The organism is Gordonia sp. NPDC058843 (genome assembly GCF_042743165.1).
Classification (GTDB): domain Bacteria; phylum Actinomycetota; class Actinomycetes; order Mycobacteriales; family Mycobacteriaceae; genus Gordonia.
In genome coordinates this window covers 1-16,251 of the sequence record NZ_JBHYNC010000068.1, presented here as the reverse complement: position 1 = coordinate 16,251, position 16,251 = coordinate 1, and the positions used below count along the sequence as shown (strand labels likewise).

Genomic DNA, 16,251 nt, shown 5'->3' with positions numbered 1-16,251 from the left:
TGAGGTGCGAGCGAAGCGAGCCACGAAGGGTCTCGCAACGTGTCTCACCAGGCCCTTCGAGGCTCGTCGCTTGCGCTCCTCGCACCTCAGGGAGCGGGGTGGATCGCTTCTTTCGGATTAGGGAGCACGGGTGGGCCGCTCCTTTCGGATCAGGGAGCAGAACGGCGGTCGCGGGACTACGCGGGCCCGGCCGGCCGAGAGTTGATCCGCCGCCCGATAGCGGACACCTGGCGCAGCTGCGCGCGCGTCAACCGGTCGATCACGAGTTCGCGCACGTTGGCCAGGTACCCGGGGGCGGTCGCCACCACCTTCTCCCAACCCGCTTCGGTGAGAACGGCATTCGTGAACCGACCGTTCTCCGGACACGGGTGGCGCCGAACCCAGTCCCGCTTCTCGAGCCGTCCGACCACGTGCGACAGCCGGGACAGCGACCCATAGGACAGTTCGGCGAGCTGACTCATCCGCAGGGTCCGATCGGGAGCCTCGGACAGAGCAGACATCACCTCGTACTCGAAGTGGGTGATGTGAGCGTCTCGGAGGAGCTGGGCGTCGAGGGCGTGGGGGAGGTGGGCGAGCGCAGTTGCCACCTGAATCCACGCATCCATTTCCTCGTCGTCGAGCCAATTCGGCTCGGGGGCAGCGGACATCTGCGCAGTGTATACGAAGTGAACATGTCCCTGATCAAGTTGACGCATCAAGTGACAGCGCCTAGCCTTCACTTGATTCATCAAGTCAACGCACCTAGTTAGGCGGCTCAGTCATGACCAACCCCATCGTCCGCAGTGCGGGCATCCTCATCGGACGCGTCGCGCTGGGCGTGATCTTCCTGGCTCACGGGCTGCAGAAGTTCCAGCAGAACGGCTGGACAGGACCGCAGACCGGGTTCGACGCAATGGGTGTTCCGGCCGCGTCGTTCTCGGCGTTCGCGGTCACCTGGCTCGAGATCCTCGGCGGCATCGCCCTGATCGTCGGACTGCTGACCCCGATCGTCGCCGTGCTGCTGACGCTGGACATGATCGGCGCACTGTTCATCGCACACGTCGACAGCGGCATCTGGGTCTCCGACGGCGGTTACGAGTTCGTCCTCGCGCTCGGTGCCGGCGCCCTGATCCTGGCAGTCGTCGGTGCCGGTCGTTTCAGCGTCGACGCCGCACTTGGCTCCAAGGTGAGCTGGCTCGCCGCGGACGACTCCCGCTCGCGCGATCTCGTCGGCACCTCGCACTGACCCCACCCGACGCCACACCGGTATCTCCCGGCCCGAGCGCCCTGGCCCGCAACACGCTGCGGTCCGGGGCGCTCGTCGTCTGTCGACCCTCGCCTACAGTCCAAGTGGGGACCCGAGCGGAATGAGAGACATGACCTGGCTGATGCTGATCGCGGCGATTGCCTCGGAGGTGGCGGCGACGTTGTCGCTCAAGGGTTCACAAACCGAGCCGGTGCTGTACGTGGTGGTCGTGATCGGTTACACGATCGCGTTCGTACTGCTCGCCGGGGTCCTCAAGCGAGGCATGGGCGTCGGGGTGGCCTACGGGATCTGGTCGGCGTCGGGCGTGGCTCTCACCGCGGTGCTGGCGACCTGGATCTTCGACGAACCCTTCGGAGTCGTGATGGGTATCGGCATCCTGTGCATCGTGATCGGGGTGGTCCTGGTGGAGACCGGTCACCGGCCGGCCGTCGACACCGCAACCCCCGAGGCCTGATCGTGGGATATCTGTTCATCGTCGCGGCGATCGTCGCCGAGGTCACCGGGACCCTTGCCTTACGTGCGGCCGCCACCGGCCGTCGGGGTTTCTACGCGCTCGTCGTGGTCGGATATCTGACGGCATTCGTCGCGCTGACACTGGGCCTGAGGCACGGTGTGCCACTCGGTGTCGCCTACGGCATCTGGGCCGCGGCCGGGGTCGCGGCCACGGCGGTGGCAGCACACTTTCTGTTCCGCGAACGTCTCAACCGACGGATGGTCGCCGGTATCGGCGTGATCATCGTCGGGGTCCTGCTCATCGAGCTGGGTGCATTGCACTGACCCCGGGTCTCGTTGGCGAGGTCTGGTCACCGAGTGGCTTCGACTCGACGCCTCGACCTCGACGCGCTCCTTCGTCGCTTGCTCGGCCCGGCGGCTGCGCTCGGTGTCGGCTCAACCAGCGGGGGCGCACGGTATCGGCTCAACCACTCGTGGCTTCGACTCGACGCCTCGACCTCGACGCGCTCCTTAGTCGCTTGCTCGGCCCGGCGGCTGCGCTCGGTGTCGGCTCAACCAGCGGGTGGTCGCGAGCGGGCGTGTCATTCACGCGACCGCAGGTCCTGTTCGGCATCGGATTCGACATCGCGCGGATTGTCGAACGAGACATCGATCTCTTGGAAACCCTTGTTGCGCTGAGCAAGGACCTGAGCCGAGTACGCCGCCTCGTCGCCCTTGGTCAGGCTCACGTTGTCGGTGAACGGGGTGAGCAGCGAACGTGGATAGAGCCGGTCGACGCGCACCGCGTTGGTCTCGAGACAGAACACGATCACGATCGACGCCACGTAGAGAAATGCCAGCAAGCCCAGCACGATGGCGAAGACGCCGTTGGTGGAACTCGTGTTCCCGATGACGTGCTGCACGTAGACCGCGCCGAACGTCTGGATGATCTGCCAGCAGACCGCCGCGCCGAATGCTCCCGGCAGGACGTCACGGACCGACACGTCGCGCGCGGTGCCGATCCGGAACGCCACCGTGAACACCAGCGTGCTCAGCGCCACGGACCCGAGAACAGCGATCCAGCGTCCGACGAGTCCGAGCTCGAATGCGGCCGAGACCCCGTTGACGATAGTCAAACCGATGACCGCGACGCCGATCGTGGAGAGCAACAACAGCCCACGGAGACGGGCGAAAATCGGGTCGGGGCGCTCGTTCCGCGGAACCGACCAGATCGTGTTCATCGCGTTCTGGGCGGCAACGGCCACGCCGAGACCGCCGTACAGCGACACCACGACCCCGATCACGATGGCAGTGACCCCGCCGCTGAGCTTGTCGGGTTCCTCGAGTTGGCTGCCGATGACCGGGATCTGGCTCATTGCCGAGTCCAGGATGCGTTCCTGGAGGTCGGGGTTGTCGGCCAGGACGATTCCCAGCACGGTCGCGAACAACAGCATCAGCGGGAACAACGAGATGAAGGCGTAGTAGGCGCACAACGCGGCCAGATACGCGCCCTGGTCGTCGACGAACTTGTAGATGACGGCGAGCGGGAAACCCGTCGCCGGGTGCCGCCGTTGAAACCGGTCGACCCGCTCGGTCAACGACACCCGATCATCCTTCTCCTCGACGCGTCGTCCTCGATCATCGCTCGGCCGAGCGAGTCGTTCACCGGCGGTAGCCGCGATGGTGCCGACTGTAACCCGACGGCGTGCCGAATTGTCGGTACGTCATCGGATCGGCGGTTCACCGAAATGGATCGGCGACCGGCAGGCCGAGTGCACGGAAGGGTGTGCCCAGGCGCCAATAGGCCAGGCCGGCGAGCCCGCGCGGGAAGTACCGCTCGGTCGTCGTGATCGTCACCCGCGCCTTCGACCCTCCGCGCTCCTCGATCTGATGCTCGCGATAGGACCTACCGAATCTGTTGTCACGCACACGGATGCGCAAGAAACCCGGACGTCGCGCGAGTACGATCTCGCCACGATGGCGCGCTCGCCGTTCGAGCCGATCCCAGACCGCCGAACTGGTTCCGTCCTCGCTGCCACGGGTGACCGTCTCGAACATCTCCTCACCGGCCCAGCCCGGATCGGTGGGGAGGGGTTCGGCCGGCGACACATCGGCGGCCGCGTTGGTCCACAAGGCTCGGCCATCGCCGCGCGCGGACCGTTCGAGGGTGTGGGCGACCGCCTCCGAGTAGGGGGTCAGCCCGCCATCCGGTCGATCGATGATGGCGTCGACCGCTCGGTCGCGACAGATCGCATCGCACCCGAGCGACTCGATGAGCGGACGCGCGATCTTGCCGCGGATCGGCGTGACGAACCGAACCCACCGACTGGCCAGCGCCGGAGTGAGATAAGGCAGTACGACCATGATGCGCGGGCGTAGGCCGGCGACCTTCGCATAGACCTGCATCATGTCGCCGTACTCCAGGATGTCGGGCCCGCCGATGTCCCACGTTCTGGACGACGGGACCGAGGCGGTGGCGGCCTCGACGAGGTAGTGCAGCGCGTCGTCGACGGCGATCGGCTGGATCTTGTTGTGCACCCACCTCGGTGTGGTCATCGCGGGAAGACGCTCGGTGAGGTGCCGGATCAGTTCGAAGGAGGCCGAACCCGAGCCGATCAGGGTTCCCGCCTGCAACGCGATGGTCTCCACCGACGACTCGATCAAGATGTCGCCGACCTCGGCGCGGGAGGCGAGGTGTTCGGAGAGTTCGGTGCCCGTGGGGTGCAGGCCACCGAGATAAACGATCCGGGATACACCGTTCTGCTGTGCCGCCGCGACCACGTTCTCCGCGGCGAGTCGCTCCTCCGCGGCGAAGTCCGCGTCGGTGCTCATGGAGTGGACCAGGTGATAGACGACATCGACCCCTGCGAAGGCCTTCACCAGCGAATCGCGGTCGGAGAGATCTCCCTTGACGACTTCGGCTCTCGGCTCGGACAGCCATGGTGCATCCGACAGCTTCTCCGGTGTCCGCGCCAGGGCACGCACGCCGTGACCGCGCGCCAGCAATCGCGGGGCCAGCCGTCCGCCGACATAACCGGTGGCTCCGGTGACCAGACAGGTTCGCGACTCGTCCACCTGACTCCTCTGTTCCTGGGGTATGTCCCCAGGTTAGGGAGTGCGACGGCGAGATGCCGGTCCCTCACCACAGTCGGTGCCCGATCGTTCCCTGCGGCCACAGTTCGGTAACGACAAAGCGCGCACGGTGGTGTGCCCGCGATCAGTCGGCGGTGCTTGCCGCCTCACGAATCTTGCCGGGACGAGGCAGACCCAGATGGTCGCGCAGAGTGTGCCCCTCGTAACCCTCACGGAACAGCCCGCGGTCACGCAGGATCGGAATCACGGTGTCGGCGAAGGTGTCGAATCCGCCGGGAAGATAGGGAGGCATGATGTTGAATCCGTCCGCGGCACCGGCGTCGAGCCATCCCGCCATCGTGTCGGCGATCTGTTCGGGGGTGCCCGACACGACCCGATGTCCGCGCGCACCGGCGAGGCGATGCAACAACTGCCGCAAGGTCGGGCGTTCGCGACGGACGATGTCGGCGTAGACCTGCGTTCGTGACTTCTTGTTGTTCGTGACGTCTCCCGCATCGCCGAATGCGTCGATCGGTACCAGCGCGTCGAGATCGAGGTCATCGAGGTCGACGTAGGCGAAGTCCTTCAGTTGCATGAGCCCGAAGGCCGGGATGGTCAGTTCGTTGAACTCGGCTTCCAGTCGGCGCGCCTCGGATTCTGTGCCGCCGATGAACGGACTGAGACCGGGGAGGATCTTGATGTGTTCGGGGTTGCGACCGTAGGCGGCCGCCTTGCGCTTGACATCAGCGTAGAAGGCCTGCGCGTCATCGATGCGCTGCTGGGCAGTGAAAATCGCCTCCGCATAGTGCGCGGCGAACTCCCGACCGTGATTCGACGACCCCGCTTGCACCAGCACCGGGTGCCCCTGCGGCGGGCGCGGAGTGGTCAGTGCCCCGGCCACGGTGACATGCGGGCCACTGATACCCGGCGCCGAGATCCGGGCGGGATCGACGTACTGACCCGCCTCCCGGTCGAGACGGACCGCGTCGTCGTCCCACGAATCCCAGAGGGCGAGTACCGCTTCGACGAACGCCTCGGCTCGCTCATAACGCACACCGGCGTCCGGATTGCCGGGAAGCCCGAAATTGCGTGCGGCGTCGGGGGAGTCGGTGGTGACGATGTTCCACGCAGCGCGCCCACGAGACAGGTGATCCAGGCTCGACAGCGCGCGGGCGAGATGCCAGGCATACGAATAGGTCGTCGAGGCGGTGGCGATGAGTCCGATCCGGTCGGTGGCGCCGGCGATCGTCGCCAGGGTCAGTAACGGATCAAGCCGGCCCGCGGCGTTGAATTCGATGTTCGCATCGAGCTTGGGGATGTCGGCGAGGAACACCGCGTCGAACGCCGCAGCCTCGGCTGCCCGACCCAGCTCCGTGTAGAACGCGGGGTCGAACATCCGCTCCGGCGTCGAATGCGGGTGACGCCAGGCCGCCTCGTGATGTCCCGACGACAGGATGAACAGATTCAGATGAAGTTGGCGACGATCGGCCATGGGTGACGCGGTGTTCCTTACCGAGGGGATCAGAGTCAGAAATACGTGTTGTCCGGGAGCGTCGCGTCGTTGACCAGCAAGTCGCCGATGGCTCGATTCTTGAACCGAGTGGGGTTGTGCGACACGACTGTTCGAATGTTCCGCCAGTGGCGATCGAGATTGGCCGACCGCTTGACGGCCGACGCGCCGCCCACGTCGAACAGCAATGTCGCCGCGCGGAGGGCCAAGTCGTCGACGACGACCTGTGCCTGGGAGGCGCGCAGCGCCGCTTCGTGGACCACCGCGTCATCGGTCCGGCCGTCGACGACCGTGTCCGGGATCCGGGCGAGCGCATCGGCAACGTCGAGGACCACCGACCGTGTGGCCTGTGCCAGCGACGCGATCTCACCGACGACCTCGAGCAGCACCGGATCCTCTCGCGGCAAATCCGCGGACCCGTGGGTGAAGCTGCGTGTGCGACCCCGGAGCAGGTTCACCGCGTCGTCGACGACCGCGAGAGCGTTCCCGGCGACGACGGCGTTGAGGTAATGCTGATAGAACGGTCCGAGGTGCCAGCGTGGGATCGTGCTGAGGTCCTCGGGCGGAAGTGTCACCTCGTCGGCGAGCACGCGCACTCCCTCGAAACGGGTTGTGCCGGTGCCGGTCAGCGATTGCCCGAAACCGTCCCAGTCATCCTCGACGACGACCCCAGGCCGATCGAGCGGCACCAATGCCTGTACGGGCACCCCGTCGGGAGTGACTCCGGTGGCGAAGGTGTGCTCGGAGTACAGGGTTCCGGTCGAGTAGTACTTGACGCCGTCGAGCCGGTAGCCGTCGCCGTCGGGCGTGAACGTGGTCGCCTTGTTGAAATCGCCGGCGTGACGGTTGTTGAGTTCGTTGTTCCCGTTGCCGATGAGCTCGCCGGCCGCAACACGCTGCACCCACAGTTCACGGCGTGGCGACGGCGGCCAGAGCAAGATGTCCTCGACGGTGCCGAAGTGCGCCCGGAGCAGATGACCGAGGTTCGAGTCCGCGCGACTGAGCCGGACGACGAGATCGAACAGTTCACGGACAGTGGCGCCGCCACCACCCTCGGCGGTCGGCAGCCGGTATGCCCCGAGTTTGGCCGCCTTCAGCCACTCCACCTGTTCGTGGGGTGCGGTCTCGGTGTGCTCACGCTCGAAACTGCCTTCCGCGATCCGGTCCAGCAGGGCGTCGAGCTCGATCGAGCCCGGACGGATCGAAACTTGCGTGGGGTCTGCGGATATGGTCATCGCGCGTCTCCCGCCCGCGTCAGGAGGTCGACGACACCGTCGGCGATCGCCTGCGGCTGCTCTTCTTGGACGAAGTGCACTCCGGGGCCGGCAGCTCGGACCTCGAGGTCGGCGATGTGACTTGTCGCCCAGGACAGGATCTCCGGGGTCAGCAGGAAACCCGGCTCGAAGGTCAGCAGCAGCTTGGGCACGCCGGTGCTGCTCTCCAACCATTCGACGCTGCGGTCGAGGAACTCAACTGTGCCGGCAGGGTCCCCGTCGATGGGCAGGTTCCGGGGGAAGCGGATGAGGTGCGCGCGACCGTCGACGGTGGGGAACGGGGCGAGGTACACATCGAGGTCCTCCTGGGCCGGCCGGTCCAAGAACGCGCCGGGGAAGACCTGGGTGAGGAACTGGTTGTCCTCGACCACGAACTTCTCTCCGTCACCCGGGGTCCGGATGAGTTGCTGCGCTTGCACGAATGGCTGGGGCAGATCGGCCGAAGCGATGTCGCGAAGCACCGGCTCGGCGAGCAGCACCGCCTTTACTCGATCAGGATGCCTTGCCGCCCAATCAATTCCGAATGCAGCTCCGTAATCCTGGAGAACGAGCGTCACCCGACGCAGGTCCAGGACCTCGAACCAGGCGTCGAGGTACCGAACGTGGTCGTCGAGCTCATAGGCGATGTCCGGCCGGCCGGAGTCACCGAAACCGATGAGGTCGGCCGCGATCAGACGTCCGCGTCCGGCGAGACGGGTGAACACGTGACGCCACAGGTATGAGCTCGTGGGGCTGCCATGGAGAAACACGATGGGGTCACCGTCGCCGTGCTCGACATGGTGGATGTGGGAGTCCAGTACCGGGGTGTCGACGCTACGGGCGTCGGGTCCGAATGCGCCGAGCGGAATCGCGCGAGAAGTCTGGGTCATCGAAGATCCTTGTCGAGATGTGGCACTGATGCCGGTGGGGGTCGTGGCCACAAGTTACCCAGCGACGGACACGCCCAGATCGCTCCGTCAGGCAGGTGACGACGGTCTCTCACCGCACGGCGGGCGAGAACTCGGACGCCGCGACAGCGGGGCGCCGGCGGGCGGGTCGCCGAACTGGGACAACACCAGTCATGCGCGGCAGTCGAATGCGGTCGTCCGCCGCGTGATCGACATCGTCAAGGTCCGGCACGAAAAAACCTCTGCAGGTTTTAATTCCCGAGAGCGGCGCTCTGTGTCCTCGTCACCGCGGTTCGGTTCCGCGTGTCAGCTCCCGTCCGCTCCTGCGGGGGAGTTCTCGAACCACAGGCACTCTTCCAGGAGCCCGGCGCTCTTCCACCCGTCAGCCGTTCGGACCATCGAATGGTGGTAGTTTCCGCCGCACGTGCTGAGTTCGGGCATACCCACGAAACGCATCGGGTTGTAGAACATCGCTCGCACGTCGGCACGATCACCCGTGCTGTCGCGAGTGAAGGTGTACTCGATGTTGGTGATGAAGTGCTGACTCACCGACACGAACGCGAAACTCTCCTCGAGCCAGGCCGCGATCTCGTCGCGGGTGCCCGCCTGACCGAATGGTGTCGACGAGTAGTCGACCACCGCCTCTGGGGTGAACACCGAGCGCCACAGGTCCCAGTCCTTGGTGTCGACGGCGCGTGAATACCTGGACAGCGTGTCCGCGATACCGAACCGATCGCTGATCTCCTGCAGGTCCATCGTTCTCCTGTCGAACGGACTCCGGCCCCGGGCTGCACTCGCCGCGGCGGCGCAGAGACCAGATGCGCCGACTATAGACACCAGTCCAGACGGTTGTCAGCGATTTCCCAAGGCGGGGCGCAGGGTCGTCACCCGGATGTCATCGACGCAATCGTCGAACCGAGCGGACCGCCCGCCGGACGGCGACTCCGGCAACTGCGCCGGTGATCACCCACGGACCGCCCACGAGTATCGGATCGATCCAGGCATGGTTGCCGTCGACGCGCGTACGGCCGTGACGGGACGACCAGCCGTGGTGGGTGAACTCGGACCGGATGCCGGTTTCGGTGAGCGGGTTGTCCGGGCGCACGGTCGCAAGAGACGCGAGGTGCGCTTCGATCGACGCCACGCGGTCGGCGCCGAGGAGGATCAGCCAGTGCGCCGCGCGCGCCTCGCTGTACCGGTAGGCGGAGCGTCGAATGACGCCGGAGAGACCGCGCGGCGGCGTCGATGTGCCGAAAACCGGTGTGAGGAAGGCGTGTTCGTTCGACCTTTCGCGGGGTTGACGCTCGAGCTGGTCGTCCGGCACGGTCCAGTGCACTCCCGGTGCCGGCTCGACGGGGAGTTCGCGAGGTACCGCGGGACGGTTCGCGGTGTCGAGATCGACGCCCCAGCCTGGTATCCGGTCGACGAGGGCGGAGGTGTCGGGGTCGTTGGGGCGGTCTGCGGGATAGGCAGGCATGAGTCCTCCTCAGGCGGCGTCGGCGACGATGATGGGCTTGATGCAGTCATCGAGTTTCGCCGAGAAGATGTGATAGCCCTCTGCGATGTGTTCGAGTGGAATCCGATGCGTGACAATGTCGTTCGGCTTGAAGTAGCCGTTGCGGATGTGCTCGAACAGCCTCGGCCATTGTCGTTTCACCGGGCACTGGTTCATGTTGAGGGTGAGTCCCTTGTTCATGGCGTCACCGAACTTCACTGCGCTGAACATCGGTCCGTACGCGCCCATCACCGATACGGTGCCGCCCTTGCGGACCGAATCGATGGCCCAGTTGAGGGCGATCGGGGACCCGCCCTGCAGCTTGAACTTCGCCGCGGTCACGTGCTGGAGAAAATTTCCGTCGGCCTCCGCACCCACGGCGTCGATCACGCGGTCGGCGCCGATGTTGTCGGTGATGTTCTTGAGGTGGACGATGATGTCGTCGTACTCGGCGAAGTTGTAGGTCTCGGCGTGCGCGAACTGCGCGGCCTTGTCCAGGCGATACTGCAGATGGTCGATGACGATGACCCGTCCGGCGCCCATGAACCAGGCCGAGCGCGCGGCGTACAGACCTACCGGTCCGGCGCCGAACACGATCACGGTTTCGCCCTGTCGGATGTCGGCGAGCTGGGCTCCGAAGTACCCGGTCGAGAGTGCGTCGGTCAGCAGGAGCGCGTCCTCCGGATCCATCCAGTCGGGGATCACGCTGGGGCCGACGTCGGCAAACGGGACGCGCACGAACTCGGCCTGACCCCCGTCGTACCCACCACATGTGTGTGAATAGCCGTAGATCCCGCCGACGGCCGTGGCGTTCGGATTCACGTTGTGGCAGTTGGAGTACAGGCCCCTCGCGCAGAAGTAGCACGTCCCGCAATAGACATTGAACGGGACCATGACCCGATCGCCGACCTTCAGGTTCTCGACCGAGCCCCCGACCGTCTCGACGACACCGATGAACTCGTGCCCGAACGTCATTCCGGGCCGCGTGTCGGGCATCATGCCGTGGTACAGATGCAAGTCCGAGCCACAGATGGCAGCGTGCGTCACCCGAACGATGGCATCGTTGGGATGTTCGATGACGGGGACGGGTTTGGTTTCCACGCGGACTTTGTAGGGGCCGCGGTAGACCATCGCGCGCATCGTGTCTGGGCTCATAGGCGGTCGGATACCCCGACGTATCCCGGACTAACCGCAACGACGACGCTGTGGGAGCAGACTGGTGTCACCACCTGAGCTCACGAGCACCGGGTGTAGAAAAGTAGTCCGGGTTCAAGACGAGCCGGAGGAGGAGATCGACGATGTCAGTGGTGTCTTATGTGATCGCCGGGTCGGAGGCCAGCGGGGGAGCGGGCATCCAGGCCGACCTGCGCACCTTCGCCCAACTCGGCACCTACGGCGTCGGCACCATCACCTGCATCGTGTCCTTCGACCCGAACAACGGTTGGGCACACCGATTCGTACCGATCGACTCCCGGGTGATCGCCGATCAGATCGAGGTGGCGACCGCCGCGCACGAGCCCGACGTCGTGAAGATCGGCATGCTCGGCACCCCGGCCACGATCTCCACCGTCGCGTCGGCGCTCGCCTCGCGACCCTGGCGCGATGTCGTCGTCGACCCGGTGCTGATCTGCAAGGGGCAGGAGCCCGGGGCTGCACTCGACACGGACAACGCGCTTCGCTCGGAGATCCTGCCGCTGGCCACCGTGGTGACCCCCAACCTCTTCGAAGCCGCGACCCTGGCCGGTATGGACGAGTTGACCTCGATCGAGGACCTCTCCGAAGCCGCGCGCCGCATCCACGACCTCGGACCGAAGGTCGTCGTGGTGAAAGGCGGGGTCGGACTCCCCGGTGACGAGGCGATCGACGTCGTCTTCGACGGCAGCGAGGTCACCGTGTTGCGCGCACCGAAGGTCGGCAACGAACGCGTCTCCGGCGCCGGTTGCGTCTTCGCGGCCGCCACGACCGCTGAACTCACCAAGGGGGTCGCGGTTCTCGACGCGGTCCGGACCGCCAAGCAGTTCACCCACGACGGCATCGTCGGTCGTCTCGCGTCGCACGCACCGTTCGACGCGGTCTGGCACGGATCGCGGTAGTCCGTAAGCCGCCCTCGTCGCCGATGGCTGCGAGGCGCGTCCCGACGGTGCTCACCAGCGTGCGTCCGGATCCGAGGTGCGTCCCGTAATCTGACGCGCATGAGCGGCGAGGACGTGTTCACCGCGGTCGCGGTGGGGTTCGAGGCTGTCGGTGCGGTCGCGATGATCGTCGGCGCGGTCGTCGCCTGCGTATTGGGGGTTCGTTCGCTCCGCCGCGGGGAAGGTGGCAGCACGGCCTTCTCGGTCCTTCGCAACACACTCGGATCGGCCATTCTGCTCGGGCTGGAGGTCCTGGTCGCGGCAGACCTGATCCGGACCATCACCTCCAAACCCTCGATCGAGGATGCGCTCATCCTGGGGCTCATCGTGCTCATCCGGACCGTGCTGTCGATGTCCATCCAGATCGAGATCGAGGGCGTGGCACCGTGGCGCCGCGCGCTCCTGACCAGCGGTGGACAGTTGCTGGGCGCGGCGGTGGCGCGCGACGCGGAAGCCGCGCGCCCGGCGGACGAGGCGACTGCCCGACCGGTCGACGGGTAGCTGGCCCCACGCCGGTGTGCGAGCAACGACGCCTCGTGCGGCATCCTGGATGCGAATCATCACCGAGAGCTACCGAAGGAGAAGCGGGTGACGACGACGCCACACGAAGTCGATGTCCTCATCGTCGGTGCCGGGATCTCGGGCATCGGGGCGGCGCGCTGGGTGCGGACCGAACATCCCGGCAACTCGATTGCCGTCCTGGAGGCCCGCGACACCGCCGGTGGCACGTGGGACCTGTTCCGCTACCCGGGTATTCGTTCCGACTCGGACCTGCACACGTTCGGGTACGACTTCAAGCCCTGGACCGATCGGCAGGCCATCGCCGACGCCCCGCGAATTCTCGACTACCTCCACGAGACGATCGACGAGAACGATCTGGCACCTCTGGTTCGATACGGACATCGAGTGCTCGCGGCCGCGTGGTCGTCCGACTCGGCGCGGTGGCTCGTCGACGCCGAGTGCACCGACACCGGCGAGCGGGTGCAGTTTAACGCTCGGTGGATCTTCTGCGGCTCGGGCTATTACGACTACGACGCGGGATTCGCACCGGAATTCGCCGGCAGCGAGCGCTTCCGGGGCGAGATCGTGCATCCGCAGCACTGGCCCGAGGACCTCGACTACACGGACAAGCGAGTCGTGGTCATCGGCAGCGGCGCCACGGCGGTCACCCTGCTGCCCGCGATGGCCGACCAGGCAGCGCACGTCACGATGCTGCAGCGCACTCCGACATACATCATCCCGCTGCCCCGCGAGGACGCCATCGCCAACGCATTGAAGAGGGTCTTCGGCACCGAACGCGGTTACGCCCTGACCCGGCACAAGAACGTCGCCCAGCAGCGGGTGCTCTTCGAACTGTGCCAGCGATTCCCCTCGGTCGCCCGTCGGATGATCCGCAAGATCAACGAATCACAGTTGCCCGACGGGTATCCGGTGGACACTCACTTCAATCCGCCGTACAACCCGTGGGACCAGCGGCTGTGCGTGGTGCCCGACGCCGACCTCTTCCGCGCCATCCGTTCGGGAACGGCCTCGATCGTCACCGACCGGGTCGACACCTTCACCGAGAACGGGATCCGGACCGCGAGCGGTGACGAACTCGAGGCCGACATCGTCATCACCGCGACGGGGCTCAACATCAAGATCATCGGGGGTATCGAGCTCAGTGTCGACGGCGAACCGGTGTCACTACCCGACACCATCGTCTACCGCGGAATGATGCTGTCCGGTGTCCCGAACTTCGCGCTGGCGATCGGTTACACCAATGCGTCGTGGACCCTCAAGATCGGACTGCTGTGCGAGTACTTCTGTAAACTACTCGGCCACATGGATTCTCGTGGCTACGACACCGTGTGGGCGAATGCGGACCCGACCATGCCGACCCGGCCGCTGCTCGACTTCGGCGCCGGCTACGTCCAGAGGGCGCTGGACACCCTGCCCAAGCAGGGCCCGAAAGAACCCTGGGTGATGTCGATGAGCTACTACGCCGACCGCCGGCTGTTCCGTGGTGACGTCGCCGACGACAACCTGAGTTTCGCACGGGCGGGGGAGCGGGTCACGCCGAGAATCGGGAAGCCCGCTGCGAGCTGAGCCGACCGCGCGGCAACGTCGACCTTACGTCGAAGACAGCCTCGTCAGGCGGTGCTCACTTACCTCGGAACTGCCGACGGTAACCGGCGGGTGATGTCGCGAAGGCGGAGGCGAAGTTCTGACGCATGGAGACCGAACTGCCGAAACCAGATCGGCTCGCGACCACATCGATCGACAGGTCGGTGGTCTCCAGGAGGACGCGAGCCGCATCGAGACGTTGCGTCAGCACCCAGTGGGCGGGTGTGGTTCCGGTCGCGACCTTGAAGTTGCGGATGAAGCTGCGCGTGCTCATACACGCCTGCGCCGCAAGTCGTTCGACGGTCAGCGTCTCGTCGAGATGTTCGAGCGCCCAGACGATCACGTCGCCGATCGGATTGCCCGTCCCGGTGGCCGGCACGGGCCGTCGCGTGTACTGCGCCTGACCACCATCGCGATGTGGCGCGACGACTAGGCTCCGTGCGACGTCGTTGGCGACATCGGCGCCGAGCCGGTTGCGCACCAGGTGTAGACACGCATCGACCGCAGAAACCGTGCCAGCCGACGTCATCACGTCGCCGTGGTCGACGTAGAGCACCAGGGAGTCGACCTCGATGTCGGTGTGCCGTGACCTGAGTGCGTCCATGGCTGCCCAATGGGTGACCGCCGAGCGCCCGGCGAGCAGCCCGGAGTCCGCGACGGCAACCGCGCCGAGACACAGCCCGACGACTGTCGCGCCCCGATCATGCGCCTCGAGCAGGAGCTCTCTGAGTCCGTCATCGAGCGCAGGAAGGTGCTCGGGCCACGACGGCACCACGACGATGTCGGCGCCGGACGCGGCCTCGGGACCGGAGATCCCTGACAGGCGATAGCCCTCCGCGACCGTCACGTCACCTCCGGTGAAGCTCCACAGGACGGTGTTCCATGTCTCGGATGGCTTCGCCCGGGCCACCTCACCGAACACCAGTTGGGGAGCCGCCAGATGAAACGTGGACACCCCGTCGAAGGCATAGATCGCGATTCTCATAGTGGCCGATTCTCATCGGTAGAGGTCATATGCGCCACTTCTGATCAACCACCCCCGATCGGAGAATCAGAGGACACACGGTTCGCCGCTCGGCGCCGCACATGACAAGGAGCCACACGTGACCTCACCCCGACGCGCACTCGTTCTCGTCGATGTCCAGAACACCTACTTCGACGGCCCGCTCGCCATCCAATACCCACCGCGAGACACCAGTCTGTCCAACATCACCCGGATCATCGACCATGCCGAAGTGAACAACATCCCCGTTGTCGTCGTCCAGCACACGCTGCCGGCAGGAGCTCCGGTCTTCGCCGAGGGCAGTGCGGCGTGGGAACTGCATCCCGCAATCGCCGAACGGGTCACACCGTCGTGGAAGTCAGTGCGCAAGAGCGTCGGCAGCGTCTTCGGAGGTACCGACCTGGCGGACTGGCTGCGGACCCAGGACGTGGACACGATCACGCTCGTCGGCTACATGACCAATAACTGCGACCTCGCTTCGGCGGCCGGAGCAGAAGAACTCGGCTTCGCCGCTGAGATCATCTCCGATGCCACCGGCGCCATCCACCTCGCGAACGCAGCAGGCAAGGCGTCGGCCGAGGACGTGCACAACACCCTCATGGCGCTGTTCAACTCAAACTTCGCCGCAGTCGCCACGACCGACGCCTGGATCGAGGCCACCACCGCGGGTGCCGGACTGGACAAGGACAATCTCGTCAGCTCGGCGATCGAAGGCCGAAACGTCTTCGGCGCCTGAGGCCTGGGTCGAAGGCCGGTCCGATTCGCACTTCCACCACCGGCCCTCGCTCCCCGAGGTGCGAGGAGCGGAAGGGGGCCACTACCGCTCCCCGAGGAGCGCCCGGAGCTTGCGGAGGGCGCGTCACGAAGGGGGGTGCCACGCATCCTCACCAGGACCCTTCGTGACGCTCGCAAGCTCGCTCCTCAGGGAGCAGAGGGAGGCGCCGCCCCGATCCCTAACCCGAAAGAACCGCATAACCCCTGCTCCCTAATCGGAAAGATCCGCATAACCCCTGGTCCCTGAGGTGCGAGGAGCGCAAGCGACGAGCCTCGAAGGGCCTGGTGAGACACGTTGCGAGACCCTTCGTGGCTCGCTT

The 16,251-nt window shown here is 65.9% G+C and carries 17 protein-coding genes; 7 read left to right on the top strand and 10 right to left on the bottom strand.

Annotated features, from left to right (window positions below; all coding sequences use genetic code 11):
* Positions 1–176 precede the first annotated feature (176 nt).
* Complete coding sequence (locus ACFW3F_RS24680) at positions 177–647, bottom strand: MarR family winged helix-turn-helix transcriptional regulator (RefSeq protein WP_388062215.1); 471 nt, start codon at positions 645–647, stop codon at positions 177–179.
* 113 nt (positions 648–760) lie between these two features.
* Between ACFW3F_RS24680 and ACFW3F_RS24675 the strand changes: the two genes are divergently transcribed.
* From ACFW3F_RS24675 to ACFW3F_RS24665, 3 genes are all read left to right on the top strand, one after another.
* A complete protein-coding gene (locus ACFW3F_RS24675) occupies positions 761–1,225 on the top strand; it encodes a DoxX family protein (RefSeq protein WP_388062213.1) in 465 nt (154 codons plus the stop codon).
* Between the two features lie 130 nt (positions 1,226–1,355).
* Complete coding sequence (locus ACFW3F_RS24670) at positions 1,356–1,700, top strand: DMT family transporter (protein ID WP_388062211.1); 345 nt, start codon at positions 1,356–1,358, stop codon at positions 1,698–1,700.
* A gap of 2 nt (positions 1,701–1,702) precedes the next feature.
* Positions 1,703–2,023, top strand: coding sequence for a DMT family transporter (locus tag ACFW3F_RS24665; protein ID WP_388062209.1), 321 nt, complete (start codon positions 1,703–1,705; stop codon positions 2,021–2,023).
* A 257-nt stretch (positions 2,024–2,280) separates the two neighbouring features.
* On the opposite strand, the gene ACFW3F_RS24660 is transcribed toward ACFW3F_RS24665, so the two are convergent.
* From ACFW3F_RS24660 to ACFW3F_RS24625, 8 genes are all read right to left on the bottom strand, one after another.
* Positions 2,281–3,282: a YihY/virulence factor BrkB family protein gene (locus tag ACFW3F_RS24660; RefSeq protein WP_388062207.1), complete on the bottom strand. Its 1,002-nt coding sequence runs from the start codon at positions 3,280–3,282 to the stop codon at positions 2,281–2,283.
* A gap of 136 nt (positions 3,283–3,418) precedes the next feature.
* A complete protein-coding gene (locus ACFW3F_RS24655; RefSeq protein ID WP_388062205.1) occupies positions 3,419–4,753 on the bottom strand; it encodes an NAD(P)H-binding protein in 1,335 nt (444 codons plus the stop codon).
* A gap of 142 nt (positions 4,754–4,895) precedes the next feature.
* Complete coding sequence (locus ACFW3F_RS24650) at positions 4,896–6,242, bottom strand: LLM class flavin-dependent oxidoreductase (RefSeq protein ID WP_388062203.1); 1,347 nt, start codon at positions 6,240–6,242, stop codon at positions 4,896–4,898.
* A gap of 35 nt (positions 6,243–6,277) precedes the next feature.
* On the bottom strand, positions 6,278–7,495 hold the full coding sequence (locus tag ACFW3F_RS24645; RefSeq protein ID WP_388062201.1) for an oxidoreductase: 1,218 nt from the start codon (positions 7,493–7,495) through the stop codon (positions 6,278–6,280).
* Positions 7,492–8,403, bottom strand: coding sequence for a haloalkane dehalogenase (locus tag ACFW3F_RS24640; RefSeq protein WP_388062199.1), 912 nt, complete (start codon positions 8,401–8,403; stop codon positions 7,492–7,494). Before ACFW3F_RS24640 ends, ACFW3F_RS24645 begins: the two co-directional genes overlap by 4 nt.
* 324 nt (positions 8,404–8,727) lie before the next feature.
* Positions 8,728–9,177, bottom strand: a complete 450-nt coding sequence (locus ACFW3F_RS24635; RefSeq protein ID WP_388062197.1) for a nuclear transport factor 2 family protein — start codon at positions 9,175–9,177, stop codon at positions 8,728–8,730.
* A gap of 139 nt (positions 9,178–9,316) precedes the next feature.
* A complete protein-coding gene (locus ACFW3F_RS24630; protein WP_388062195.1) occupies positions 9,317–9,898 on the bottom strand; it encodes a hypothetical protein in 582 nt (193 codons plus the stop codon).
* A 9-nt stretch (positions 9,899–9,907) separates the two neighbouring features.
* Complete coding sequence (locus ACFW3F_RS24625) at positions 9,908–11,056, bottom strand: zinc-dependent alcohol dehydrogenase (RefSeq protein WP_388062217.1); 1,149 nt, start codon at positions 11,054–11,056, stop codon at positions 9,908–9,910.
* Between the two features lie 158 nt (positions 11,057–11,214).
* On the opposite strand from ACFW3F_RS24625, the gene thiD reads away from it, so the two are divergent.
* The 3 genes from thiD (at position 11,215) to ACFW3F_RS24610 (ending at position 14,136) form a co-directional block, all read left to right on the top strand.
* Entirely contained in the window at positions 11,215–12,009 is a 795-nt protein-coding gene (thiD, locus tag ACFW3F_RS24620; RefSeq protein ID WP_388062193.1) for a bifunctional hydroxymethylpyrimidine kinase/phosphomethylpyrimidine kinase, read from the top strand.
* Between the two features lie 99 nt (positions 12,010–12,108).
* On the top strand, positions 12,109–12,549 hold the full coding sequence (locus ACFW3F_RS24615) for a DUF1622 domain-containing protein (RefSeq protein WP_388062191.1): 441 nt from the start codon (positions 12,109–12,111) through the stop codon (positions 12,547–12,549).
* Between the two features lie 87 nt (positions 12,550–12,636).
* A complete protein-coding gene (locus tag ACFW3F_RS24610) occupies positions 12,637–14,136 on the top strand; it encodes a flavin-containing monooxygenase (RefSeq protein ID WP_388062189.1) in 1,500 nt (499 codons plus the stop codon).
* Between the two features lie 55 nt (positions 14,137–14,191).
* Here the strand turns inward: ACFW3F_RS24610 and ACFW3F_RS24605 are convergent, their stop codons facing one another.
* Positions 14,192–15,139 (bottom strand): GlxA family transcriptional regulator, encoded by a 948-nt coding sequence (locus tag ACFW3F_RS24605; protein ID WP_388062187.1) that lies wholly within the window; start codon positions 15,137–15,139, stop codon positions 14,192–14,194.
* A gap of 118 nt (positions 15,140–15,257) precedes the next feature.
* On the opposite strand from ACFW3F_RS24605, the gene ACFW3F_RS24600 reads away from it, so the two are divergent.
* Positions 15,258–15,893: an isochorismatase family protein gene (locus tag ACFW3F_RS24600; protein ID WP_388062185.1), complete on the top strand. Its 636-nt coding sequence runs from the start codon at positions 15,258–15,260 to the stop codon at positions 15,891–15,893.
* Positions 15,894–16,251 lie beyond the last annotated feature (358 nt).

Excerpts from the sequence above, each read along its gene's own strand:
- ACFW3F_RS24680 (WP_388062215.1), bottom strand. The coding sequence starts at position 647 with ATGTCCGCTGCCCCCGAGCCGAATTGGCTCGACGACGAGGAAATGGAT.
- ACFW3F_RS24675 (WP_388062213.1), top strand. The coding sequence starts at position 761 with ATGACCAACCCCATCGTCCGCAGTGCGGGCATCCTCATCGGACGCGTC.
- ACFW3F_RS24670 (WP_388062211.1), top strand. The coding sequence starts at position 1,356 with ATGACCTGGCTGATGCTGATCGCGGCGATTGCCTCGGAGGTGGCGGCG.
- ACFW3F_RS24650 (WP_388062203.1), bottom strand. The coding sequence starts at position 6,242 with ATGGCCGATCGTCGCCAACTTCATCTGAATCTGTTCATCCTGTCGTCG.
- ACFW3F_RS24645 (WP_388062201.1), bottom strand. The coding sequence starts at position 7,495 with ATGACCATATCCGCAGACCCCACGCAAGTTTCGATCCGTCCGGGCTCG.
- ACFW3F_RS24640 (WP_388062199.1), bottom strand. The coding sequence starts at position 8,403 with ATGACCCAGACTTCTCGCGCGATTCCGCTCGGCGCATTCGGACCCGAC.
- ACFW3F_RS24635 (WP_388062197.1), bottom strand. The coding sequence starts at position 9,177 with ATGGACCTGCAGGAGATCAGCGATCGGTTCGGTATCGCGGACACGCTG.
- ACFW3F_RS24630 (WP_388062195.1), bottom strand. The coding sequence starts at position 9,898 with ATGCCTGCCTATCCCGCAGACCGCCCCAACGACCCCGACACCTCCGCC.
- ACFW3F_RS24625 (WP_388062217.1), bottom strand. The coding sequence starts at position 11,056 with ATGCGCGCGATGGTCTACCGCGGCCCCTACAAAGTCCGCGTGGAAACC.
- thiD (WP_388062193.1), top strand. The coding sequence starts at position 11,215 with ATGTCAGTGGTGTCTTATGTGATCGCCGGGTCGGAGGCCAGCGGGGGA.
- ACFW3F_RS24615 (WP_388062191.1), top strand. The coding sequence starts at position 12,109 with ATGAGCGGCGAGGACGTGTTCACCGCGGTCGCGGTGGGGTTCGAGGCT.
- ACFW3F_RS24605 (WP_388062187.1), bottom strand. The coding sequence starts at position 15,139 with ATGAGAATCGCGATCTATGCCTTCGACGGGGTGTCCACGTTTCATCTG.